General features: G+C 55.8%; 13 protein-coding genes. 4 read left to right on the plus strand and 9 right to left on the minus strand.

The genetic code is table 11. From position 1 onward, the window contains the following. Window positions 1-162 precede the first annotated feature (162 nt). On the plus strand, window positions 163-2,040 hold the full coding sequence (locus J4772_RS29310) for a sensor histidine kinase (protein ID WP_209072594.1): 1,878 nt from the start codon (window positions 163-165) through the stop codon (window positions 2,038-2,040). Continuing rightward, the gene (locus tag J4772_RS29315) at window positions 2,015-3,247 is read left to right on the plus strand and encodes a response regulator (protein ID WP_209072595.1); all 1,233 of its coding nucleotides are present in this window, start codon (window positions 2,015-2,017) and stop codon (window positions 3,245-3,247) included. The genes J4772_RS29310 and J4772_RS29315 overlap by 26 nt, the downstream gene beginning before the upstream one ends. A gap of 61 nt (window positions 3,248-3,308) precedes the next feature. On the opposite strand, the gene J4772_RS29320 is transcribed toward J4772_RS29315, so the two are convergent. Beyond that, window positions 3,309-6,638: an Ig-like domain-containing protein gene (locus J4772_RS29320; RefSeq protein WP_209072596.1), complete on the minus strand. Its 3,330-nt coding sequence runs from the start codon at window positions 6,636-6,638 to the stop codon at window positions 3,309-3,311. Window positions 6,639-7,063: 425 nt separating this feature from the next. Continuing rightward, window positions 7,064-9,958 carry a family 78 glycoside hydrolase catalytic domain gene (locus J4772_RS29325; protein WP_209072597.1) on the minus strand — a complete coding sequence of 965 codons (2,895 nt, stop codon included), beginning with the start codon at window positions 9,956-9,958 and terminating at the stop codon, window positions 7,064-7,066. Between the two features lie 150 nt (window positions 9,959-10,108). Here J4772_RS29325 and J4772_RS29330 point away from each other — a divergent pair, with 150 nt between their 5' ends. Beyond that, entirely contained in the window at window positions 10,109-10,996 is an 888-nt protein-coding gene (locus J4772_RS29330; RefSeq protein WP_209072598.1) for an AraC family transcriptional regulator, read from the plus strand. 13 nt (window positions 10,997-11,009) lie between these two features. Here the strand turns inward: J4772_RS29330 and J4772_RS29335 are convergent, their stop codons facing one another. Next, on the minus strand, window positions 11,010-11,861 hold the full coding sequence (locus J4772_RS29335; RefSeq protein ID WP_209072599.1) for an AraC family transcriptional regulator: 852 nt from the start codon (window positions 11,859-11,861) through the stop codon (window positions 11,010-11,012). A 772-nt stretch (window positions 11,862-12,633) separates the two neighbouring features. On the opposite strand from J4772_RS29335, the gene J4772_RS29340 reads away from it, so the two are divergent. Continuing rightward, window positions 12,634-13,032, plus strand: coding sequence for a hypothetical protein (locus J4772_RS29340; RefSeq protein ID WP_209072600.1), 399 nt, complete (start codon window positions 12,634-12,636; stop codon window positions 13,030-13,032). Window positions 13,033-13,162: 130 nt separating this feature from the next. Here J4772_RS29340 and J4772_RS29345 read toward each other — a convergent pair whose 3' ends face one another. The 6 genes from J4772_RS29345 to J4772_RS29370 form a co-directional block, all read right to left on the minus strand. Beyond that, complete coding sequence (locus J4772_RS29345; protein WP_209072601.1) at window positions 13,163-13,990, minus strand: carbohydrate ABC transporter permease; 828 nt, start codon at window positions 13,988-13,990, stop codon at window positions 13,163-13,165. After that, window positions 13,987-14,856 (minus strand): carbohydrate ABC transporter permease, encoded by an 870-nt coding sequence (locus J4772_RS29350; RefSeq protein WP_116059902.1) that lies wholly within the window; start codon window positions 14,854-14,856, stop codon window positions 13,987-13,989. The genes J4772_RS29345 and J4772_RS29350 overlap by 4 nt, the downstream gene beginning before the upstream one ends. Window positions 14,857-14,877: 21 nt before the next feature. Then, window positions 14,878-16,218, minus strand: a complete 1,341-nt coding sequence (locus tag J4772_RS29355) for an ABC transporter substrate-binding protein (protein ID WP_181917536.1) — start codon at window positions 16,216-16,218, stop codon at window positions 14,878-14,880. Between the two features lie 164 nt (window positions 16,219-16,382). After that, on the minus strand, window positions 16,383-18,005 hold the full coding sequence (locus tag J4772_RS29360; protein ID WP_209072602.1) for a response regulator transcription factor: 1,623 nt from the start codon (window positions 18,003-18,005) through the stop codon (window positions 16,383-16,385). Between the two features lie 25 nt (window positions 18,006-18,030). Beyond that, on the minus strand, window positions 18,031-19,854 hold the full coding sequence (locus J4772_RS29365; protein WP_209072603.1) for a cache domain-containing sensor histidine kinase: 1,824 nt from the start codon (window positions 19,852-19,854) through the stop codon (window positions 18,031-18,033). Between the two features lie 79 nt (window positions 19,855-19,933). After that, on the minus strand, window positions 19,934-24,763 hold the full coding sequence (locus J4772_RS29370) for a discoidin domain-containing protein (RefSeq protein ID WP_209072604.1): 4,830 nt from the start codon (window positions 24,761-24,763) through the stop codon (window positions 19,934-19,936). Window positions 24,764-25,020: the final 257 nt, after the last annotated feature.

The following is a 25,020-nucleotide window of genomic DNA, read 5'->3' on the forward strand; positions in this document are numbered from 1 at the left end:
ACATCATAGGGCACGCCCGAATGCGCTCTCAATTGTAAAGATTGCAAATCTGTAATAAAAACTATAGATAGGCCCGATCCAAGGCAGGAATCGGGCGCTCTTCGTCAAATTTCTACTGCCTAGAAGCCGACTTCACGACAGACACGAAGGGTGGGACAAACGATGCGCTCTCTCTTTTACAATTACATTCGGAATCGATTTTTCAATAAGCTGCTGCTCCTCTATTCCGTCATTATCCTCCTCACCGTCAGCGCTCTTATTTTTATCATTGTTACGAATATTACCGGCCTGCTGAAGGAGCAGGCGATCACCTATAACAAGCAGGTGCTTCAACTCGTCGGAGACTACTTCCACGAACAGAATCGCAACCTGAAAAATCGAATGACGAGTTTGTACACCTTTAACGATCCGGACAAGAAGGATTCGGTCTACGAAGCGTTCGCCGACATCAGCCACGGAGCGGCTCCGGGCGAGATGACGGGCAATCTGCGCGAGAAAGCCGCCTACGTCAATCGTTATATGATGGATACCGTTCTCTCCAGCGATACGAACATTCTGGATATGGTGATGATGAATCGGACCTTCGACTACGAGATGAGCGCGACGCGGTATTCGGCGGGAACGAAGCTAAGCGACTATGTCGAGCACGTTCGCCAAGCTTTAACGGATAGAACCCCCGCCGACATCAACGCCCGAAAAACGTACATTCTTCCCGCGTTCGACGGCTCTCGCGGAAGCGATCCGCTCACCGTCTATGCCGTCTACGACTACATTCGCTTCCCGAACGATCCTTCCGGCTTTTCCGGGTACATGCTGCTGACCTACGATACGGAATCGTTCCGGCGCGCCTATGAGCCCTATCGCAAGTATTTGATCGGAACGCAGCTCGTGCTGACGACGGAGGGAGAGGTCGTCTACGATTCCTCGGGAAAATATTACAAGCAGCCGTTTCCTTATTGGGACCTCGTGCAGGAATCGTCGGACAGCCGCATCGTCGACGGCCGCGAATCGATCGTTAACGTCAACAAGGACGACGAATTCGGCTTCGTCACCGTCGGGATCATTCCGCTTGGCGAGGTCAATCAAGGCATTAGCTACATTACGCGGATGGTGCTGATCGCCGCTTCGGTCTGCCTTCTGGTCACCATTGTGCTGACGGTTCTCAGCACGAGACATTTTTCCAGGCGACTGAAGGACGTTCTGTACAGAATCAAGGAAATCCGCAAAGGCAATCTGACCGCCATACCGGTTAAGGAACACCACGACGAAGTAGGCATCATCTCCAGAAACCTGAATCAGATGAGCGAGCAGCTGGACGATTACATTAAACGCGAGTTCGTGCTGGAGCTGCGCCGGAAGGATTCGGAGCTGAAGCAGAAAACCGCCGAGCTGTACGCCCTGCAATCGCAGATCAATCCGCATTTTCTATACAACACGCTGGAAGCGATCCGGATGAAGGCGCTAAAATCGGGAGATACGGAAGTCGGGCAGATGATCAAAATTTTGGCCAAGCTGTTCCGCAGCAGCATTAAAGAAGAGATGATCGTCACGGTGCGCGAGGAGATGAACTACTGCCAATCCTTGCTGGAGCTGTACTACATCCGTTTCCAGGGCCGGCTCGAAATCGAATTCGACGTGGAGGACGGTATTCTCGATTTCGGCGTGTTCCGCCACATGCTGCAGCCGATTATCGAAAATTCGATCGCGCACGGAATCGATCTGGGCAAAACGAGAAATCTCATTACCGTACGCGGACGCCGAGCCGGCGACTCGATCGTCATTTCCGTGACGGATAACGGGGAAGGCATCGACAAGGCCAGGCTGGCCTCCATTGCCGAGCAGCTCCGCCAACCGCTAGTTTACGGCTCCGGAAGCATTGGCCTGCTCAATGTTGAAGCGAGAATCAAACTGATCTTTGGAGACGAGTGCGGCATACACATCATGAGCGAAAAGGGTCGGGGAACCGAAGTCCAGGTAACCGTTCTGGCCCGTTCGAAGGAGGCGCTTCGAGATTATGTACAAGGTTTTGATCGTGGATGACGAGCCGCTTATTCTGGACGGCTTGCAATATGTGATCGATTGGGAGGAGCACGGCGCGGAGATCGTCGCCATGGCCGGCAACGGCGTCGAAGCGCTTCGCGCGCTGGAGCAGAGTTCGATTCATATCGTCGTCACCGACATTAAGATGCCGGTCATGGACGGATTGGAATTGATTCGCCAGACGAAAAACCGAGGCTTAAACGTCAAGTTTATCGTGCTCAGCGGCTACGACGAATTCGAGCTTGTGAAGAAGGCCGTCGTGTACGGCGTGGAAAACTATTTGCTCAAGCCGCTTGAAGAGGAAGAGCTGTCCAGCACCTTGCTGAATACGATCGAAAAGCTGGATCACGAAATCCAGCTCTCGATTCACCACCGGCAGAACTACAGCATCGTCAAGGAGAACATCCTATTCCGTTGGGTCGCGGGCCGCATCGGGCACGACGAGTTGACCAGCCGCGCGGAATTTCTCGGGATCGACCTCTCCTTCGAGCACTACCGAATTGCAAGAGTGATTCAGGAGGGGCCGCCTCGGGAGGGGGAAGCTTCGTCAGGCCTGCTTGCTTCGGCCATTCTGAACGTCTGCGAGGAGACGATGAACGGATTCGCGGGCTGCATTGCATTTCGGAGCTTGCATGGAGAGCCGATTCTCCTGTTCGGGTGGAGCGGCGAAGAAAGCATGAACGGAGACGAACTGGAGGAGATGCTGGAAGAGAGGCTGGCAGCTTGCTCCTCCAATGTGAGGCGTTATTTGAAGCTGGACGTCTCCATCGTGCTCGGCCCGGTCGTATGCGGCTACGGTTCCGTAGCCGCGAGCTACAGAGAGACGTTCCGGACAGAGGAGGCTCCCGGAAGCGTAAGAACCGGCGACACGGAGGCCGCTCATCCGACGGTCTTGAAGCTGATTGAGTACATCGATCGAAACTATGCAGAGGAGATGTCCCTTAAGACGCTCTCCGACATCTTCAACCTTAACGCCGCCTATCTCGGCCAGCTTTTCCGCAAGACGACGGGGGACATGTTCTCCGTGTATCTCAATCGCATACGCATCGAGAAATCGAAGCGACTGCTGGAAGAGTCCCATCTGAAAATGGGGGAAATCGCCGCTGCGGTCGGCTTCAGCAACGTTCAATATTTCTCGAACGTCTTTCATAAGCTTGTAGGCGTCTATCCGACCGATTACAAAAGAAAAATCGCCTCGGCGGAATAAGAAGCTGCGAGCTGCCGCAGCTATGCCGAGACGATTGTGTAGTGGGGAGAATGAGCAGAGCTTAAATCAAGCCGGCTTGTTTGAGCAGACGTTTGACAATAACCGCTACCTCAGCTCTTGTGATATTCGCTTTTGGCGCGAGCGCCGATTCGCTTCTGCCCGATATCAATCCGGATTTTACGCTGCTTGCAATACCGCTTCTGGCCCAAGCCGATGCATCGGCCGCATCCGTATAGGAACGCAGCGTCTCTTCAGCCGCTTCGGCAGTCAGGGTTGCCGCTCCGGGTCCGTTTGTCATTTTCATCGCTTTAGCAAGGATAGCCATCGCTTGTTCGCGTGAAATCTTGTCATTCGGCCGGAAAGTCCCGTCTTCGAATCCGTCGATCAAGCTATAGGCATACGCCGTTTGAACGGCGTCGCTGTACCAGTCGGCGGATTTCACGTCGGAGAACGCTTCCCGGTCGTTTTCAAGCTTTAATCCGAGCCCGCGCACGATAATCGCCGCAAATTCCGCACGCGTAATATCGACATCAGGACTGAACCGTCCGTTTCCTGAACCGTCGATCACCATCCTCGAGCCCATATCGTTAACATCCTCTTTCGCCCAATGGTTCGCCATATCGGCAAATTCAAGAGGATGCCATACAACAGTGTAAATACTGTTCGTCAGACTATGGATATGCGCGATATAGTTCCCATCGACAACTTCAATTCGGGTCGGGACATGGCGTACCGTTCCATCCGGTTCAATCGCGACTCCCGTCGTCATTTTGCTCGCATTTGTACCTTTCGGCAAAGTGATCGTTCGTTCAATGTAAGTATTGAACTTCGATATTTCCTCAATCTTGCCCGCATGCGAAGCTCTTATCGTGAAACTCGCAGGAGGAGCGGCAACCGTAAACGATCCTTTCTTAGCGGCACTTTCCAGCAGCTGCGTCATTTCCTTTGTCGGAGCTGCTATCTCGATCTGTACAACAATGTCGTGCAGGTTAATCGAATTGCCGTACTGTTTAACCAGGTCATCGATGTTAAATTGCTGTGCAGGCAGCCTGTACGTAGCTCGCTTTGTTTTTAACTCTATTACGGCTTGCATTTGCTCCAGAGTCTTAATGATTTGCCCGTTCAGTTCTCCGATCAGAACGTCGGATTCCGTATTCATCGGAATCGTGAGCACTGCTCGCGGCCCTTCTCCCGCAAGCATTTTTTCCAGTCCGCGCTCATCGATCGTAAGCGTTGCGACGGACCGGCCGTTTTGTCGGCTGGTTGTCAACTTGCCGAGCTTAAACGCTTTGCCGTTAATCAAAACGTCCGTATAGAGATCGGGTTCATTTTCTTTGGTAGCCTCGGGCGTATTTTCCGTAGTGCCTCCGGATGTACTTTCCGTATAAATCACAAGGGTCAACTCGGCCTGAACCTCGCTTTCGTTCCCGGCAGGATCGGTTGCGTCAACGGTGATTGTGTACGTTCCATTAGACAAGTTATTTACCGGCCTGAACTGCCACTCGCCGTTACTGTCCGCTTGCACGCGGCTTTCGTTGCCATTGATTGTAATCGCAACCGTACTTCCCGGTTCCGCTGTTCCTTTAATCTCCGGACGTTTGTCGGTCGTTCGCGTTTGGTTGCCCGGGCTTAAAATAATCGGTACCGGAGGCGTCTTGTCGAAAACGACAGTGCTTGCATCCGTCGTCTCGACGACCGCTGTCCCTGCATTTCCCGCCAGATCGCCAAACGCAATCCGCAGAGGAATCGCGCCTTCCGCCTCGGCCCCGGTCAGCTGATAGACTGCGGTGTATACGCCCGCAGCTTCTGTCAGGGAGGCAGCCTGGTCCGCAATTGTCACCGTCGGCGAATTCGCCAGCGTTTCGTTCGCGCTGAAGGTTACCTTTACCGTATTCCCAACCTTCGCAAGTGAAGGCGACGTATTGTCGCTGGAGATACTCACCGATGTTAGTACGGGCGCAGTAGTGTCGTAGACGGTGCTGTAAGGCGTCGCAACCGCTAAGTTAGCGTTGCCCGCCGCATCGATTGCCACGCCGGCCGCAACAATTACCGTTACCGGCCCATCTGACGCTGGCGTAATTTCTGCCGTATAGGTCACATTGTCCGAAGTAGCCAGGTTGCTTGCGGTTCCGTTCGTTACTGAAATGTCTCCTAGCACAAAACCGGTGACCGCTTCGCTGAAGGTGAACGTCGCCTCGAACGGAGACTGGTTGGTCGGATTCGCTGCCGACGAAGTCACGCTTAGCGTTGGCGCTGTAGCGTCGTAGACAGTGCTGAACGAGGTCGACGCCGCTGTGCCCACGTTGCCCGCCGCATCGTTCACCACGCCCGCCGCCATATTAACCGTTACCGTTCCGTCGGCTGTCGGTTGGATGACTGCCGTGTACGTCAAGCCATCGGCCGATTGCAGTTGGCTGGCCGTCCCGTTCGTTACCGCAATATCGTCGGCCGAAAAATCGAGCGGCGGCTCGTCAAAAGCCAGCGTAACGACAAACGACGACTGATTCGTCGGATTCGCGGCCAATGAGGAAATATTCACCTTGGGTCCAGTCGTATCATAGGTAACGACATAAGGCGTTGCCGCCGTGTTCCCATGACCGTAATTGTCCTGCGCCGCGTTGGCGGCAATATCGATTGTAACCGGACCTTCTGCTGCCGCAGTAACATCCGCCGTGTACAGTATACCGCCTATTTCCTGAAAATTGCTGACACTGCCGTTATCGACGGAGAGGCCTGCCGCCGAGAATCCCGTTACCGGCTCGCTGAATAGAATCCTAATAGCAAATGTAGCTTGCGCAGTCGGCCTATTTATGGCCGATGAAACCGCTACGGACGGTGCAGTAACATCCGATACGAGTACATGGGCAGTGTTGCTTTTTACGCTTGACGTTTTCATACCGGGCGCGCTATTCGTCACCACTACGTAGTAGTACGAATCGTGAGCCCCGCCTGCCGACACCGTTAACGTACTCGTTGTCTGACCGCTCAGAAGAAAACCGCTCGACGTGCTGTTCGTCGTATTGCGATACCACTGATAGCTTAATGATCCGCTATAGACGCTTGCCGAAACGCTGAGAACCGGATTCGGATCGCCCTCTTCCAGATCCTCGTCGCCTACCGGCTGTGTTGTAATCGTCGGCTCGGGAGCGATCGGCAGCGCGTTCACTTTTAAGTGGGCCGATCGGCTTGTTACACTGGTTACACCGTCGGAAACAACAACGTAGTAGTCCGACTCAAAGGCAGATGCCGGGATCGGGATCGTTAATGTGGATTGCTCTTTACCTTGCAGTAGAAAGGTGCTGCCTCCATCAGACCTATACCACTGGTACCTCAAGGGGCCATCGCCTGTTGCCTCGACAGAAAGCGTTTGATCCGGGGAACCTTCAGGCACCTCAATATCCTCCGGCTCTTTAGTGATGGTCAATGTGGAAGCCGCATGCACGTTCCCTTGTGCTGAAGACAAGCTCCAAATCAAAATAAAGCAGATGGTTAGTATAGCGAATATCCGTCTCTTAAACGGGCTTGTACGACTAGACCCGGCGTCTGTTCCCGATATCATAGCTTCAAACTCCCTCCCCTGTAAAAACAGAAGTTTCACTCGAATTTTGACGACGATTTTATTCTACAGCAATCCTTTAGTCCTGACTAGAAAAAAATTCCTGTTATAAAAGTAATTGTATATCATAAACCTATAAAATTTACTAAAAATTCCACACCCTCGGAAGGAATTAAGATGCCGGAAAAAAATCAACGGCTGTCCCGTAAGCGGAGTTGCTCGCTTCCGGGACAGCCGTTGATGTTCTACCTATGTTTTCCTCAAACCAGACGCTCCAGCTTCGTTTCCTTGATCTCGCCCGCGAAGCCTTCCGGAAGCTTGATCCGCACGCTCACGTCCGCCGGATAAGAGACGGATAGCTGCATGCGCCCAGCCGCTTCGTCCGCGGTCCAACTGACATCGATTCTGCCGCCCGCCGGATGCGGCACGCTGCCGCGAGCCCACGAGAGTCCGCATGGAACCGGAGCGATCTCGACCTCTGTCCAGCCGGCCGAGAGGCTGCGTACCCCAAGCGTTTCGCGGCCGAGGAAATACGCCGGAGCGGAAGACCACGCGTGACAGTGGCTGCGCGTCAGCTCGTCGGGGTTGGCGCGGTTTTCGGCGAAGTTCGGATATTGCTCCCAGCAGGTCGTCGCGCCGTGGCGAATCATGTTGCCGTAGTTTTTGCGGATATCGTCCAGAATGACCGATACGCCGCCAACCTTGGCCAGAGCCTCGTAATAGAAGAACGACATGAACGGACTTCCGATCTGCACGAAATTCGTCGGCGTAGAGAACAGATAGGCGTCCATCTTCCGCTTGCGTTCGCCTTGAGCAACGCCGGTTAGCGAAGCGACTACCTGCGTCTGCATGCTCAGCACGCTCGAACGGCGGCCGTCCGCATGGATGCAGTCGATGTAGGCTTGCTTCTCCTCGTTCCAGAGATGTTCGTTAATGGCCGCCGCCAGCCGATCGGACGCTTCGCGATACCGGGCCGCTCCCTCCGCATCCCCGGACAGCTCGCCCATTTCCGCGGCTACGCGCAGCGTCTGCGCCAGGAACAGGTTTTGATGCGTCACGACGCCCTCGTTCGGCTGATCGATCGGGGACCAGTCGAGCAGGTTCCAGCCTTTGACGTTAAAGAGCCCATTTTCGTCGATTTTCTGCAAATAATGCTCGATCGTGAAACGAACATGCTCGTACATCTCGACCGCAAACGCCCTGTCCCCCGTCTGCTCGTAATATTCCTTGCAGGCGATTGCCCAGAAGAACGTCCAGTTCGGAATAACGCTGCTCCATCCGCTCGGAACTTGATCGGCATATAGCGGCGACTGGTCCTTCGATCCCGGAACAAGGCGCAGGCAGCGCTTCAGAATGTCCTGTACGCCGTACAAATAGTTGCTGACGAGCGCCTCGTTGCGGCTGTCGCCGACCCAGAACGTCTGCTCGTAAGCCGGGCAATCGACGAACGTATCCTCCATGCATAGCTTTGTCGTGTGCCGGCTGATTTCCCAGATGTCGTTCAGCAGCGGATCGGAGCATTCGAACCGTCCGACCTCCGCGACCGGGTAATTGCTTTGCGTGAACGCGACGTTGTATATTTTCACCGGGGCGGAAGCTCCGCGCACGTTAAGCGCCAAATACCGCAGCCCTCTGCGGACAGGCGTCGAATACGATTGGCGTCCCGCCTTGGTTACATACCGAACCGTATTGTCCAGTCCGTACGTCTGCTGACGGTACTCTCCGGCCATGTACTCGAAGCCGTACCAGTCCAGCACCGTTCCTGGCTCCGCTTCAATCTCGAACGACAGATAACCGGAATACTCCTTGCCCAGATCGAACAGCACCTCGGTGTCGAAGCCTTCGAACACAGGAACGACTCCCGCTTCCTCATGCGGGATGACCGCGTTCTGAAGCTGCGCGGGAACGGCCAGCTTCACATCGTCTTTCCGCCATACGCATAGACCGAAGACGTCCGCCTCCGCCACGTATTTCAGCGGAATCGGCTTCGACACGGCCGCGTACCGCCCCAGGTCCTCCGCTCCCTTTACGTCTCCAAGCACGGACTTGTACGCCTCGTCCTCCCAGTTTACCTCGCGTGAAGGCTTATGATCGTAGTTAACCGCCGAATCATAAGGCCCGACCGCCAGAAACGCGGACTCCGACTCGCCCGCACCCGGATAAACAAAGCTCAGTTCAGCCGGATCATCCGCATATATGCCGATGTTCAGCTTGCCGTGATGTACTCGCTCCGTGGAGACATCGATCAGCAGCAGATTGTCCCCTTCCTTCAGCTCGACGTCCACATACCGCTCCGGCATAATGCCGTAGAAGCGATCCGACCCGACGATCTCTCCATTCCAGGAGAAGCTCTTCAAGCACTCTCCCCAAGCCAGGAAGCCCAGCGTCGCACGCGCAGCTTTACCGGCCCGAATCGTCGTCGCGACGTAGCCGGTGAACTGCACGATATCCGAATGCTCCTCGCTGCCCGGAGCCATGACGCTGCGCACGTCGATGACGGTCGACAGCTTAAACGTGCTTACCTTAGCCAACGCTTCGACGCGAACCGGATAAATAAGCTCTTCCGTCAGCATCGGGATGTCGCGAGGCTTCATGGACGTCCACGGAGCCATTCCGACTTCTCCCAGCTCTACCGAGCCCGTCCATCCCGAGTCGTCGTAATCGGCATTCATCCAATTGCCGTCCCAATCCCTCGCATCCACATACTCCGCGAAAGCCTGCTGACACGACATGCGCGGCGATCTCGGATGCTGCCCGTTATGGATGGAAGTGAGCCAGGAGGCGTCCGTTTTTAGGCCGACCTCGCCCATGCCATAGTCGAGCTGGGCCAGCAGCCCGCCGCGCCCGCGCAAATAATAGAAGGTCGAAACCCCAAAATGGAGGACAAGCGCCGCAATCGTGTTAGGCTCTCCCGCCCGCAGAAGATGGCCGACCTCGTACGTATCGTAAGACTGCTCGAACGGCCACGACCGTACCGGGCCTCTTCCTAACTGCGTTCCGTTAACGAACAACACATATCTTGAATCCGCCGAAATCCGCAGCGAAGCCGATTCCGCTCCTTGGGCCGGAACGTCAAACGTTTTGCGGAAGCATCTCCACTCGTTGCGCGGGCTTTCCTCTCCGTCTCCCCATATCCATAACGCCTGCCAGCTCATAGGTACACACCTTTCGTCAATGTAATCTCTCTTAATTGTAGAAAATCGGGCGGGTAACGTTATGGGTTGATCGCGACTTGGAATAGGTTTATGATGACTTCATTCACATTCAAGCAGCGACGAGTGGACATGAAAAGGCGGAAACGGAGGATGAAGATGAAGAAATCGGGGATTTGGCTGGAAAAGGGAGAGCTATTCTTTCATAACGGGTTGAATATTTTCGTCAACAGAGTGAGCGAGCGGTTCGACCTGCCCGAGCACGAGCACGATTTTATCGAGATCTGCTACGTCTGGTCGGGCGGCGGATTCCACTATATCGGCGACGAGACGATCCGCGTCTCCCAGGGAGATCTGTTTTTCCTGCCCGTCGGCGTCTCCCACATCTTCCGTCCGTCTTCTCCAAGCGCCAAGGAGCCGCTGCTGATCGTCAACTGCATTTTCGACGAGAAGCTGTTTCGATTTCTGACCTCGCTTCTGCCTGCCGAATACGGATTGTACCGCTTCCGCCGGCTCGTGTCCGAGCCGGGCAGCTGGCTGCGGATGCGGGAGACAAACGGCGAATTCGGGCGACTGTTCGAGTCGCTGCATGCCGAGTTCGAGAGCAAGCGAACCGGCTTCGAGACGATGCTCGTCGGCCTGCTGCTGCAGCTTCTGATCGGGATGGAGCGCGCCATGGAACCGGGTGCAGACGCCGTTGCTGGAGACGCCGTTCCTTACCGGATCGAACGAGCGCTGCAGTACATTCGGGAGCGGCTTCACGAAAGGATTACGCTGGCGCAAATCTCCAGGCACGCCGGCATCGGCGAAAGGCAGCTGCAGCGCGATCTTGCAGAGCAAACCGGGCTTAGCTTCTCGGCGCTGCTCCGCAAAGAAAGGATCGACCGCAGCCGCATGCTGCTCGCCGATCCTTCCCTGAGCTCCTTAACCGTCGCCGACATTGCCGCTCAGTCCGGGCTTCCCGATCTCAAGCGGTTCCACCGTCTGTTTAAGCAGGCGACGGGGATGACGCCGGGGCAGTATCGAGCCGGGCCGCGCTAGGCGACAGAGCGCTTTAACGGGACTCGGAGCTTCGCAGCTGCTTGCGCCATTCTGCCGGGCTTTGCCCATAATACGACTTGAACAGCCTTGTAAAATGATGAACGCTGTTAAAGCCCGTCTCCTGCACGATGTCCGCGATCGCCAGATCGCTGCCCGACAAATAGCTGGCGGCGGCCTTCAGGCGGAGATCCCGCAAATATTCGAAGGGCGTCTTATTCATATGCTTCTTGAACAGCCTGACGAGGTACGACGGATCGAGCGCGACAAGCTGAGCGAGCGCCTCCAGCGTCACGTTCTCCTTATAGCGCCAATCGAGGTAATCGACAACCAGGTCCACCGCATCGCGGGCCCCGACCTTGGGCTTGCGAGAAGGACTTGCAGCTCCGGAATTCGCGGAGAGTCTCAAAATATGTGCGATCAGCCGATAGATTTTGCGAATTTCGAGCAGGCACACCGCCTCCAGATCGTCGTCCTGTCCGGCCGCTCCCGTCGTATGCAGATGATAGACGAAGTCGAGAGCCTGCAGGACCGAAGCGGCAAGCACCGTTTTGGCGTACATGTCCTTGCGCGCCTGCATGAAGTTCCATTCGTCCACCTGACGATCGGTAAACCGGAAATCCTCCGGCTCGAACAGCTCCAAAAACCGAAAACGGGACTCTGTTTGCAAGCTTTCGAGCTCGTGAGGCGTCGAATCGGGCAGCATGAATACGGCCGGCGCTTCCGCCTCGCACATATTCCCTCTCCACTTGAACCGAACCTTTCCCTCAGTAATATACAGAAGCTCGTGGCAGGAAGGATGCATGCCGCCGCCCGGCTTCTCCGCCCCTCTCAGCAGCGTGCCGGCTCCGCACAATCTGATCTTCATGTCGCGCCCCCTCGATGTCAATAATGATCAAAAAGATGGTCCATGACCTACGGAATAACCATTGTAATTAAACACTAATTTGATATAAACGAAAACAATCATATGCAAATACATTTCCTCCCTATTGTACATCTAACTCGGAGGGATTCAATAACGGAATCGGAAGGCGGAGCGCCGTGCCGCGCCGCACTTCCTTCGCCCCAGAAATTCTTGCCTTATCAACGCTTCTCCTCCCTGCATCGCAGCTACCGCGATCTCGTAACATTCCGTTCACGCTCCGTTCATAATGCACGACTACAGTTATAGGCAAAACCATCTAAGTTGAACCAAAGACGTCAAAAAGATAACCAATTGAAATGGGGAAAGGGAATGGTTTTGCCGCAGTTTTTGAGGGATATCCCATAAACAGAATTGCCTGAGATAGAATCACGATCCACAATGTTTCCATATAATTACCAACAGTTATCCGTATAATCATCGAAGACGCTTTAGTGACATTCCCCCCTTGATCTTTGGTCGCTTTGTACGATTTTTCGCATAAACGTCTGCCATTTATGCTTGATTCGGGCTGCTTTGTACGATTTTCCCTACAAACGTCCGCCGCCTATGCCAGATTCGGGCTGCTTTGTACGATTTTTCGGACAAACCTCCGTCGTTCGCTCATGCCTGATTCGAGCTGCGGTTTATGATATTTCCGTTGTAGAACAGCCCCAACCCAACAACCAGGCCGAAGTCGGCAAAACAAATTTATATACAAGGAGAGATTTTCGTCATGATCGCTTACAGCAAATGGTTGATCCGAATCGCGGCGATATATTCGCTAATCGGCGCGCTGATCGGTTCGGATATGGCCGGCAAAGAAGACTATTCGATGACTCCCGTCCATGCGCACATTCTTGTTGTCGGCTGGCTAACACTGTTCGCTTACGGCATTTTTTATTACGTCTTCAAAGAGATCGGCATGGTTCGAACGGCCAAGCTGCAAGCTTGGGCCGCTCTGATCGGGGGCGGATTAATGCCGTTCGGCATGCTGGCTTACTACAAAGCGGAAAATACGGCGACGCTGCTTTCGTTCATTATTCCGGCATCCATCCTTCTCGTCGCCATCGTGCTGTTTATCGCGATCTTGTTTTTCGATAAGAAGCTATTCACGCGGAGCCATGCAAGTTAGAGATTTCGAAATAAAAATACGGCCTGGCGCTCGGGGGAATCTCCCCAAGCTGCCAGGCCGTTTTCATCTTTCACGTCATTGCTCAGATCTACGTCGAACCGCATTAACGATATAGGGAATCGTTACGCCGTCAACCTTTAACAGCGCCGCTCGTAATGCCTTTATAGAATTGCTTCTGGCCGAACAGGAAAACAAGCACCAGAGGCATGACGGTCACCGTCGTTAGCGCATAGACCGCTCCCCAGTCTTTTGTCTTCTCGGACATGAACGCATAGATGCCGAGGGCGATCGTATGCTTGCTCTCCGAAGAGATGAACAGAAGCGGCGTCATGAAGTCGTTCCACAGCGCGATAATATTGGTGATAACGACCGCCGAAGTCGCGGGAAGCAGCAGCGGAAACACAATATGAAAATAGGTTCGCAGAAAGCCGCTTCCGTCGATGTGAGCCGACTCCTCCAATTCCCGCGGCACGGATTTGACGAAGCCGGTGTAGATCAGAATGACCATCGGCATCGCTCCTCCGATCGGAATCAGAATGAGCAGCAGCAAATTGTCGATCATATGCAGCGATTTGACCATCTGGTACATCGGAACGATCGAGCCGATAAAAGGGATCATCATTCCGCTGAGAAAAAACAAGTACACGCCGTTCGCCCACCGCTTCCGCGAACGCCCGATCACATAGCCGGCCATCGAACCGACGATAACGATCAGGATCATCGATACGGTCGTAACGAACAGACTGTTTCCGAACATTCGGAACACATTGGATTCGGCAAATACGGTGCCGTAGTTGTCCCAGTTCAAGCTGCCGGGAAGCGACAGAGGCTTGGCGTTTTCCTTCATCGTCTTGAAGCTGGACACCGTCATATAGAGCAGCGGAAGGAGCATCAGAAGCGCGGCCGCCCCCAGCGCCGTCTCCGCCAGCCAGCGCCAACGCTTGCTTGTCGCCGTCATGCCTCCACCTCCCGCTTGCGCGTCACGAACAGCTGCAGCCCCGTCAGCAAAGCAATGAACAGCATCAAGACTATGCTGATCGCGCAGGCCAGCGCGACCCTTCCGCCCGCGTTCAGAGAGAAGATGAACGTCGCGATCGTGTTCGTCGCTCCGGCCGGACCGCCCTTCGTAATGATGAACGGAAGCTCGAACAGCTTAAGTCCGCCGGAGATGCCGAGGAAGGTCAGAATCGTCACCGCAGGCATGAGCAGCGGGAACGTAATGTGGCGGAACCTGCTGCCCGCCCCGGCGCCGTCGATCTTCGCCGCTTCGTAATAGTCCGTCGGAATGCCTTGCAGCGCCGCCAGGTAGATAATCGCCCCGAAGCCGGTCCACTGCCATACGTTGATGCCCATCAGCAGCCCGAGCGCCGTATCTCCGTTGCCGAACCAGTCGTTCACGAGGGATTCCAAGCCCGCGGAGCGCAAAAACTCGTTCAAGGCGCCGTTGTAGCCGAGCAGATAGGTGAAGATCGAGGACAGAACAACGCCGCTGAGCAGCGCGGGAATGTAGAAGGCTACGCGGGCGAAGCTTCTCGTCTTCAGCTTGCTGTCCAGAACGAGCGCCAGCAGAAGCTGGAGCAGGTTCTGGATAACGGTCGTGAAGACGGCGAATTTCAGCGTATTGACGAACGGCTGCAGCAGATCCGGAAACGTGAACAGACTGCGGTAATTGTCCCATCCGATAAACCGGACGCCGGACATCGAATAGCCGTCCCAATTCGTAAACGAAAGCACAAAATTGTACAGCAACGGATAAATCACGGTTGCGATAAAGAAAAACAAGGCGGGAACCAAAAACAACAACGTCCAAATTTTATTCCTCATAGGCTCGGATTTCCTTTGCCATCATTGCTCCTCGAATGGAACGGCGACTTTCGGATTTTGCAGTTCCTCCTTCAATTGCTTATCCAGCTCCGCAAACCGCGCGTCCGTCGCCCCCTTGCCCGTAATAATCTCGGGAAGCAGCTTTTCGGTAAACGTCTGGTACGCTCGGCCCGGCAGATAGAAGCCTTGAGAGAAGGAGCGAAATTTGGCCGCGCTCGCTCCGAGATCGAGAAGCGCTTGCGGCAAAGCTGCGTTCGTGTCCCCTAGCGTAGGGATGGCGTTTAAGCCTTCGATATGCATTTTCATAATATCCGCACGGGCGAAGAAATCGATGAACTTTTGCGCCAGCTCGGGGTTTTTACCTTTGCTGCTGTATACCAAGGATTTGTCCACGATCATGAGCAGTCCGGGATCGCCTTCGTCCGCAGGGAACGGAAAATAGCCCAGTTGAGCGTCGGCCTCCAAGGTCGAAGCCGTTCCGACAACATAGCTGCCGGACGCGATCATCGCGGTCTTGCCTTCGAGCACGGAAGCGACGGATTGCTGATAATCGATGCCCAGCGCGCCTTTGTTGATATAGCCTTTGTCCTGAAGCTCGGCCAGAGCCAGGAAAGGGCGTTTGAACGCGGCGTCCGACATCGACGCTTTCCCGTCGTACAAATCTTTGCCGAAGTTCGGCTCGTTCGGCTTGGTCATGCTCGCATACATCGGCAGCGCCATATTTTCGATCGTCCAGGAATCCTTGGCGCCAAGCGCAAAAGGTTCGATTCCCGCGGCCTTGATCGTCTCGGAGACGGACAGTAATTCCGCAAAAGTTTGGGGAGGGGTCAGGTTCAGGCTCTTGAACACGTCCTGATTGTAGAACACGCCGTAGGCCGAGTAGTCGACCGGAAGCGCGTACAGCTTGCCGTCCGCCGATTTCTTCTGGAAGCCCGGCAGCAGCCGGTCGTAGAAGCTCGCTCCCGACAGCTCCCCGATCAGACCGTTCGCGGCCAACTCGTCGACCCTGCTTGCGAACATGAAGAACAGGTCGGGCGCATCGTTGGCCAACAGCTTCGTCTTCGTAATGTTCTCGTACTGATCGCCCGGGATAATGCTGAAGTCAACCGTGACTCCGGGATTTTCCTTGGCGAATTGCTCCCCGATCTTCTCCATGGCCGGCTTCATCTCCGGCACCCAACTCGTTACTCTAAGCGTGACTTCCTTGGCCGGAGCCTCCGCGGATGCGGAGCCGCCGGACGGCTGCGCCGCGGAATTGTCCGCACTGCCGCTGTTCCCGTTATTCCCGTTGTTGCCGCCGCAAGCCGATAAGGCCATAAGCAGTGTAAGGCTTGCTGCAATCGTCGTCATGCTTTTTTTCATTGGATAGACCTCCTCGTATTTTGCGAAAAACGTTACAGCAGCGCTCTGTATGCCCATTCTAGCCCAATGTCCGGCGGTGAAACAATTTGACGATTTCAATCTTCGCTGGTACTATTTCAACCTGTTTCGAAGATGGCGGCACGCAAAAAATTCCCTGACCAAAGTCAAGGAATCATTTCAACGGTTTTGCGGAACTCTTGCGGGGAAAGGCCTTGCGTCTTGCGAAACTGCTTGTTGAAATAGCTGTAGTCATCAAACCCGACCATGCGCGCGATGTCCGACAGCTCATATGCCTTATGGCGCATCAGCTCCTTGGCCATGCTCATCCGATAACCGAGCAGAAAGTCGGTGAAATTCCCGCCCGTCTCCTGCTTAAAGATTTTGCTCAAATAGACCGGATGCATGTATAAGTGCCCGGCAAGCACCTGAAGATCGACTTTCTCGCCGTAATGGGCGTACACATACTCGCGCATCTTGCGGACGGCGCTCGACTTCTCGCCTTGATCGCCCGCGTCGTCCGCAACCAGCAAGTAGCGGTCGGCGACGCTCTTCAGCAATTCCCGGAATTCGTCCGCCTGCGTCATCCCTTCCGCCCGATCGTGGACCGCCCTTTGCTCCTCCTGCAGATGAGAGGTGGAATGCCCCTTGCGCGCCGCCATCATGAAGATTAAGCCGCAAATATGACGGAATAGAAAGCCGAGCTGTAACGGTTGGCGAATCCGACTCCCGTTCAGCGAGCCGAACAGCTTGTCGATCCGTTCGTTAAACGCCGGTCGGTTTAAGCCGTCCAGCAGCTTAAGCAGCTCCGTCTCTTCCTCGACGGGAAGCAGGTCGAAGCGATCTTCCCGCTCCTTGCAATCGGAAGGAGCGATCACGCGGTCGTTGCCGAGCTCCACCCGGTAATCCAGACTTCTTCCGGCCTCCGCGTTCGATTCGCTCAGCCGTCCCAGTTCGTCGACAAGACCGCTCATTCCGATCGTGACGGTGAAGTATTGGTACTGCTTAACCGACGCGGCGATCTCCTCGGCGACTTGGCGCACGTAAGGCTCCGTCTCCTCCCAGGCCTCCTGCTGAACGTTCAGCACGACGGCAAGCTCCCCGGAAGGAAGCTCGGCCATCGCGCCGATCAGCCCGTATTTCGCGATCACTTCTGCGGCAATGTTGCGCAGGGAGAACGACATCAGCTCGATGTCGTTGAAATTCAGATGCTGCCTAATAGATCGGTAGTTGTCGATGGCGATGCGCAGCGCGACGAAACCTCCGAACGGGAAGGCGAGGCCGAACTGCTTAAGCTTGGCGGCAAGAGCGGCCTCGGCAAATTTCGTGCCGTCCAGCAGCGCGTTCAGGAATTGGTTTTTCAGCATGCCTAGCGAATGCCTCGCCATAGCCTGATCGCGAACGTTCTGTTCGAGCTGGATCGTCCTGCTCTTGGCGTTAAGCAGCACCTCCAGAAGCTTGCCTGCGTCGATCGGTTTTAGGATGTAGTTGAATGCTCCCAAATTCAAAGCATCCTGCACGTAATTGAAATGGCTGTATCCGCTGATGAAAATAAACAATGTATGCGGGAGCTTCATTCGGACCATCTTAAACAGCTCGATGCCGTCCAAGCCGGGCATGCGGATATCGGCGATGACGATTTGCGGCCGCAGCTCCATAATTTTGCCCAGCGCGTCCAAGCCGTCGTCCTCTTCGCTCGCGATCTCGAAGCCGTGCTCCTCCCAAGCGATGGAATGTTTGATCGATTGCCTAACCCACTTCTCATCGTCAACGATAAACACTTTAATCATCCGTCCCACCCCGTCATGTTCGAATCTAATGCTGTCTGGTCGGCGACGCCGATACGCTCCGGCTAGGTTTAAACGGCAATTGCAGCTCGGCTACGACGCCTTCCCCCGTTTCTTCGTTGCTTCTCAGGCTCAGGCCGTATTCGTCCCCGTATAGAAGCTGGACGCGGGCGTTGACGTTAAACACGCCCGCCTCGCGATCGGCAAGCGACCTTTGCTCCTCCGCCCCGGTTTGCAGAAGCTCGTTAATCTCGGCAAGCCGCTCCTCGGCCATGCCCGCTCCGTTATCGGCGATTCCGACAATCAGGAAGTTGTCGCGCTTCCGGGCGTAGATGAGCACCTCGCCTGTCCCTCTTTTAGGCTCCACGCCGTGAATGATCGCATTCTCGATCAGCGGCTGCAATGACATTTTGAGCGCCTCGCAATCCAGACAGCCCTCTTCGATCTCGAAGCGGCAATCCAATCGATCGTCGAAGCGGATCTGTTGCAGCGCCAAATAGTGCTTCGCGTTGCCGAGCTCGTCCGCCAGCCGGACGGTCTGCTCATGCGTATCGAGATTATATCTGAAAATGTGCGACAGCGAGGCGATCATCCGGATCGCCGCGTCGTTGGCTCCCGACTGCGGCGCTTCGCCCGATTGCAGCAAACCGATGATCGACGACAGGGAATTGTTCAGAAAATGCGGATTGATCTGGTTTTGCAGCACCTTCAGCTCGGCCTCGCGCTTATGCAGCTTCATCGCGTATTTCTCGTGAATAAGCGAGTCGATCTGCTTGACCATTTGGTTAAAACCTTTGCTGAGCTGCGCGATCTCGTCGGTCCCCCGCACCTCCGCCCGAACGTCGAAGTTTTCCTGCTCCACGCTTTTCATTTTCCCCCGAATCTGCACGATCGGCTTGGAAATATGATGAGCCAGCCCCAGCGCGATGCCCAGCGTCGTCAGCAAATAAATGACAAGAAAGTAGCTAAAGTAGTTCTTGACCCGATCGCTCTCTTTGAGAACTTCCGATTCCGGCGTTAACAGCACGACTTTAAAGCCCGAATACGGCGATTCGCGCATCGCGAGCAAGTAGGGGCTGCCGTTCAGCATCGCCCGGTTATCGCTCACGCTGCCCGTGGCCCCCGCCACATCCTCCATCAAGCCGTCCAGCGAGCGCGAATCGACAAGCTCGGAGTTGCTGCTGTAGACGAGCTCCCCTCCGTCGGTCAGGACGGCGACGTCGCTGTCGTAATCCATCTGCACATCCAGCAGGTTTTGCTTGATTTCCCGCTGATTTTCGTTCACTCGGATGACGCCGATAATCGTAAACGCGTTCAAATCGTAAATCGCACGGGACATGGACACGACGAAGTCCTCGCGGCCTTCCCTGGCCACCCGCTCCAGAAAAATATGCCGCTCTCCTTTCTGGGCCAGCGTATCCCGGAACCACTCTTCCTCGGCTTCCTTGCCCGTCGTCAGGCTGCCGTTCACGGCGATAACCCGATCTCCCTGCAGGTTGAACAGCTCAAGGTCGTAAATTGAATTGCGCGAATAAATGGAGTTGTAAAACACTCCGGTAAGCAGCTTGTAATTGCTGAAATAGTCAAACTTCCCCGTGCCCATAAGCAGGTCCGTCAGCTCGTCCGAATAATAAACGGGGGTAATGATTTTGTCCAGCTCCTGCATGTTGCTGTCCAGATTACTCGTAATTTGCTGCACTAGCCTCTGCGTGTAGTCGTTGTATTTGTCGTTCGTTTGATCTTGAAGGTAACGGTAGAGGAAAAATCCAAAAACGACGATCGGAATAATGCTGACGAACGTGATTCGATAGAAGAGCTTCCATTTCAAGTGGCCGTTCAGCCGTCTGAGCAAATTCAGATCGCTTCCCCCTTGCGGATAAATAGGAAAAACAAGGAGAACGGTTTAGCTCTTCTCCCTGTTTTTTCCTTTGCTAGTGAAGCAAATCGTTCTCCATCCTCTTGAGCATCCGGAACAACGCTGCGGCGGCTTCCCCCCGGGTCAGCTCCTTCCGCGGATGCAGCAGCTTGCCGTCGCCCTCCATAATGCCCTCCGCAGTCAGAAGCTCCAGGCTTGAACGAGCATACGGGGACACTTCGGCATCGTCCGCATAATGCGCCAATCCGTTGTCGTTTCCGTCGGACGGCGCTTCCGCCGCTCCGGTCCGCGAGAGCAGTCGGGCAAACAGCACGCTCATATCCTGCCTGCTGAGCGAGCCGGCGGGGTTAAACGTATTGTACCTGTCTCCCTGTGCGATGCCAAGCGCTTTTGCCGCTCTGACCGCATTGTAATAGTAGCTGCCCGGCTTCACATCCGGGAAGTCGGTCTCCGCAGCAGCTTCGACAGGCTCGCCTTCATCGAGCATTCGCATCAGCATGACCACGAATTCCGCGCGGCTAACGGGGAGATCCGGCTTAAACTCCGTACTTGTTACTCCCTTGATGATATCCCTGGCCGCAAGCATATGGATCGGCTCCAACAGCCAGCTTCTATTCCCGAGATCGCTAAAGCTTTTCCTGACGACGGCGGTCTCGTAGCGGAATAAGTCGCTTCCGTTACACCATACCTCGCCTGCCGCGGAGTCGAACCTGGACAGCGCCAGCGTCGCGGCTCGGCCTTCCTTATCGATTCGGCGGACAACCGCACGATCTCCTTCCTGCCCGAATGCGGGAACCGGCAGGGCCAGGCGTATCGATTCCGGGAAGGAAATTGGCTTGCCGTCGGCCGTCCAGCGTATAGCGACGGACGAGCCTTCGGTCGCTAGCGCAATTCCGATGCGGGCAGCGTTGCTCCACACGCTGCCCTCCGGCAGGTTAAGCGGGACAAGCAGCTTGCCGAGCGGCGTGACGATTTCGAGCCGCTGACCGGCCTGACCGTCTCTTAAGGCAGAGGCGGGCAGCTCCAGAGTGTAGGAGGTTGCGCCTGCCGCGGCCGGAAGCTTGATCGCAACCGTCTCCACCCCGTTCGCCGAAGGCTTCGTTCGGGCGAAGCCCTGCCCTAGCAACGCTGCGTCGATGCGAAACGCGTTCGTGCCGTCGGCCGGTTGCAGCAGCGCAAGCTCCGGTTTGCCGCCCGAGCCGTCGGCCCAGCTCGACGCCCCGCCTCCGACCTGGCCGGTCTGCGCGCCGCCGGCTCCGCTGCCGCTATTGCCGCTACCTCCAGAATTGCCCGTTTCTCCTCCGTTTCCGTTATTTCCGTTGTTGCCAGTTTCCCCGCCGTTGCCTTCTCCGTTCCCGTTGCCATTACCGGGATCGACTGCGGGCGGTTTCCCGTAGATCGAAAACTCCACGCTGGAAGCCCAGTTCGGCCATTCGCTCTTGGCGCCGGTCACCGTCATCTTCACGTAACGGGCGGTTCCGTCAACCGCGTGAGAGAACGACGAGGTCGCTTGTTGGTTGGTCGTACGGTCGATCCACTCCGTCCAAGCAGTGCCGTCTGTCGAGCCTTCGAGCCTGTATTTCCATTGATCCTCGTTAAAGAACGTCTGGTCGATCCGATCGACTTCGTAAACCTGCTGCAAATCGACAACGATCCATTGCGGGAACGTGCCGTCCGATGCGATCCACGCCGTACTCTCGTTCCCGTCCGTCGCCGCCTCCGCCGGGCCGTTCACGCTCGAAGCCTGCACCGGCTTGTTCAGCGACAGCAGCTCGCTCTGGGGCTCCGTCGACTGCCCCGAGATTGCGACCGACACGCTGGCTTTCACCGCCGAACCGTCAAGCGCCGCAGCCGTTACCTTCACGGTTCCGTTCTTCTTGGCGGTCAGCAAGCCGCCCTTCGAGATGGAAGCCAGCGTAGTCGGCGCATCGTCCGTTCCGGTTACGGTCCAGACAACTCCAAGCTCGGACGCATCGGAGGGCTGGGCCGTCGCCGTCATCTGCAAAGTCCCGCCAGCCGAGACGATTTCGTTCACGCCTCCGGCTCCTTGTACCGTCAGTTGCTCGATCAGCTTATCCCCGGGAGACAGATACACCTCCAGCTCGTTGATTCGCGCCACCTTCTCGCCCGGCTGACCTTCCGAGGGCTCCGTATCCTGCTGGACGTTGCCTCGCGTCATCCATACCCGCAGCTTGGAGGCCGCGACCGGCTCGAACACGTGCGCCCGATGATCCGCCGTGTTATCCGTCACCGTCGGGAACAGATCGGTCCAAGCGTTACCGTTCCAGATCTGCATCGTATATTCTTTTTGCTCATAGTTTTTCTTCGTATACAGGTCGATCCGGTTAAACGTCTTCTCGCTGCCGAAATCCAGCTCCACCCACGCCGGGAACAGCTTGGCCGCCCAGCCCGACCAGGTCAGCGTATCGCTGTTACCGTCAATTAGGTTAGCCGCGGAATAAAACTCGTTCTCTACGGATGAGACGGTAACGGCCGCCGTCCTTGCCAGATTAACTCCTTTGTTGGATACCGTCTGCACGGTATAGGAACGAACGGTCGAGCCGTCTTCGGATTCGACGGACAGAGTCATGCCGTTGCCGACGCTTCCCTGCGTAACCTCCGTAACCCCATCTGCGAGCAGAAGCCGCATAGACGCATTAACGCTCGGAACGACGTCGTCCATAAACTGCTGCACCGACGTCCCGGCCGGCACCTTGCTGACCGTCCGTTCACGGTCGTCTACCAAATACGCGGTCGATCGGACAGCCGCGGCCGAATTGATTTTCGCGTACACCTTGAACTCCGTGCTCGACGCCCAGTCGTTGGAGGAACCGGTCGCCAGCAGGCGGACGTAACGAGCCTTGCCGCTGACCCGCTCGGCAAACTTCGTACCGTATACGGGCGCGCCCGTACGGTCGATCAAGCGCTGCCAGCTTTGACCGTCCGTCGAGCCTTCGATGGCGTAGTTCCAGTCGTTCGCGTTATAGAACGTTTGCTCAATGCCCGACAGCTCGTAGATTTTGCCCAAGTCCACTTGCAGCCATTGCGGGAACTGGCCGTCCGCCGCCGTCCAGAACGTGCCGTAGTCTCCGTCGAATGCCGCATCGGCGGGAACGAGCGTGCCTTGATTGATTGTCGAGGCGCTTGCCGGCTTGCCCTGCGATACGAGCGTTTCCAGCGACGCGGGGACAAGCGTCGAAGGCGACGGAGTCAGCTTCTTCACCAACAGCAGCCAATCTTGAGCGTCCGGCTTCTCCGGAACGGACCAAGCTCCGCCGGCCGGCGTAAACGAACCGTTGATCGTCGTATAGGCTCCCGTGCGCGGATTAAACCAGCGGCTTTCGTAGGCGGTCTGGGAATCCAATTGCGTAAGCGTACCTTGCGAAGAGGTATCCGCATTGAAGTACACCGTCACCGCATTGGCCGCATCGTCGGCGCGAAGCAGCGGATCGGTCAGCTCTTCCGCATGCTCGCCTGTCCAGGTCGCCCACCCCGTTGGGCGATACGTCATTCGCTGCCAATCAAGCGAACGGTAGAAATCGATCAAATGGGTCATCTGGTCGGCGCCGACGAAATCGATCGCGTCGTACCAGTTGCGATGCCCGTAGCCGTAGTCGTTCGCCGTGTCCGCATCGTCCCACGATGCGTTCCAGATTCCGTGCGCGCCGTAACCGTAGCCCATCCCCCCGGCTTGAACGGAGCGGTAGGCGGACTGCCGCACAATCGTATCGGTGGCCCATCCGTTATAGATTTGCTCGTAATTCGCTTCCGACTCCAGGAACGGAAGCCCGTATTGCCGATGATAGTAATCGTAATCCCCGCTCGGCACCATTTTCTGATGGCCGCCCTGGAACATTTCGAAGTCGAACCAGCCCTCCCCTTCATAGAACTGCGGCAGACCGAGGCTCTCCTTCTCCGTCAAAGCCGTGCTATGAGCCGTCTGCGGATGATTGTAGCCGTCGTACTTGTTGATTGCCTTGCCGACGCTCCTCCAACCGTCAATCCGGGCTTCGCGGGGACCTAGGTCGTAGCCCGCTCCTTCACCAGACGTAATCCAGACGACCGGATAAGCTCCATAGCGCGCCGCGACATAAGCGGCCAATCTTTCGGAGCCTTGCACGAAGCCGTCGATATTCGAGTGAAAGCCGATTCCGAATGCGTTGACCAGGCCGCTGTCGGCGATGTAAGCCATTTTGCGGTCCAGCTCGTTCTTGAAATAATCCGGATTGATCTCCGTTCCCTGCTGTCCTGCGGCCCAGTAGGAATCGTGCGGGCCAAAAATGACGCTCTGGTACACGGTAAAATTCTGTGCGACTCTTCGGTCGACTATGCTTTTAAACTGCGAGGACGTGCCGGGCTTGTTCGAAGTATCCCAGGACTCGTTTTTATCGAAGAACCAGTGGGTGTCTCCCAGCCAGAAAAACGGCGTTCCGTCCGCATAGGACAGATGCGACCCTTCATCGCTAACGTGAAGAAAGCCGCGCTGGTAGATTTCCCGGTCCCCGGAATACGGAACGGCCGTCAGCGTACCATTAAGCTTCAATCCCGCGTTGAGGGGATCGCTGCTGGAAATCCGATAGCTCCACTCTCCCAGAGCGGTCGGGGCAAACCTCACCTTCCACTCGTTCCCGCCGTCCCAGAAGCCCGGACGAACGATCACCTCTCCGCCCGGTCCCGTGAAGGTCGCCGTCACCTCAACATCCAGAAACGGATTGCTGTACGCAACCGCGCTGCTCATCCCGATCTCCGCCACCCGCCACATTTCCGCCGTCAGCGTCTGCCCGTTCGCCGATGCGGTCGAGCTCCGTGCAAACAGGTTGACTCCGAACATTCCGATCGTCATGCATAGCGATAATAGGACGGTCATACTTCGTTGAAAACGCAAACCGATCTCCTCCTCGATGTGCGGCAATCCTCGCGAATTGTGCGAATTCCCCTCGCGGATCGCCAAGTGCCTTGATTGTAGCAGAGATGGTTGCGCTTTCAGTTGGACGATCTTAATCTCCTAAAGGTATTATTTAAATCCATTGTCGGGTAAGGAAACATAGGGGGGGCAATGTCGCCAAGAGGAGTTGAACGTTCGGAGAGAAACTACTGGTCAGGCGATCGCAAATCGATAGCGGCTTTAACACCGCATTCGAT

Source organism: Cohnella sp. LGH, from assembly GCF_017671885.1.
GTDB lineage: Bacteria > Bacillota > Bacilli > Paenibacillales > Paenibacillaceae > Cohnella > Cohnella phaseoli.

Coding starts and splice junctions, on each gene's coding strand:
- J4772_RS29310 (WP_209072594.1), top strand. CDS start 163: ATGCGCTCTCTCTTTTACAATTACATTCGGAATCGATTTTTCAATAAG.
- J4772_RS29315 (WP_209072595.1), top strand. CDS start 2,015: ATGTACAAGGTTTTGATCGTGGATGACGAGCCGCTTATTCTGGACGGC.
- J4772_RS29325 (WP_209072597.1), bottom strand. CDS start 9,958: ATGAGCTGGCAGGCGTTATGGATATGGGGAGACGGAGAGGAAAGCCCG.
- J4772_RS29330 (WP_209072598.1), top strand. CDS start 10,109: ATGAAGATGAAGAAATCGGGGATTTGGCTGGAAAAGGGAGAGCTATTC.
- J4772_RS29335 (WP_209072599.1), bottom strand. CDS start 11,861: ATGAAGATCAGATTGTGCGGAGCCGGCACGCTGCTGAGAGGGGCGGAG.
- J4772_RS29340 (WP_209072600.1), top strand. CDS start 12,634: ATGATCGCTTACAGCAAATGGTTGATCCGAATCGCGGCGATATATTCG.
- J4772_RS29345 (WP_209072601.1), bottom strand. CDS start 13,990: ATGACGGCGACAAGCAAGCGTTGGCGCTGGCTGGCGGAGACGGCGCTG.
- J4772_RS29350 (WP_116059902.1), bottom strand. CDS start 14,856: ATGAGGAATAAAATTTGGACGTTGTTGTTTTTGGTTCCCGCCTTGTTT.
- J4772_RS29355 (WP_181917536.1), bottom strand. CDS start 16,218: ATGAAAAAAAGCATGACGACGATTGCAGCAAGCCTTACACTGCTTATG.
- J4772_RS29360 (WP_209072602.1), bottom strand. CDS start 18,005: ATGATTAAAGTGTTTATCGTTGACGATGAGAAGTGGGTTAGGCAATCG.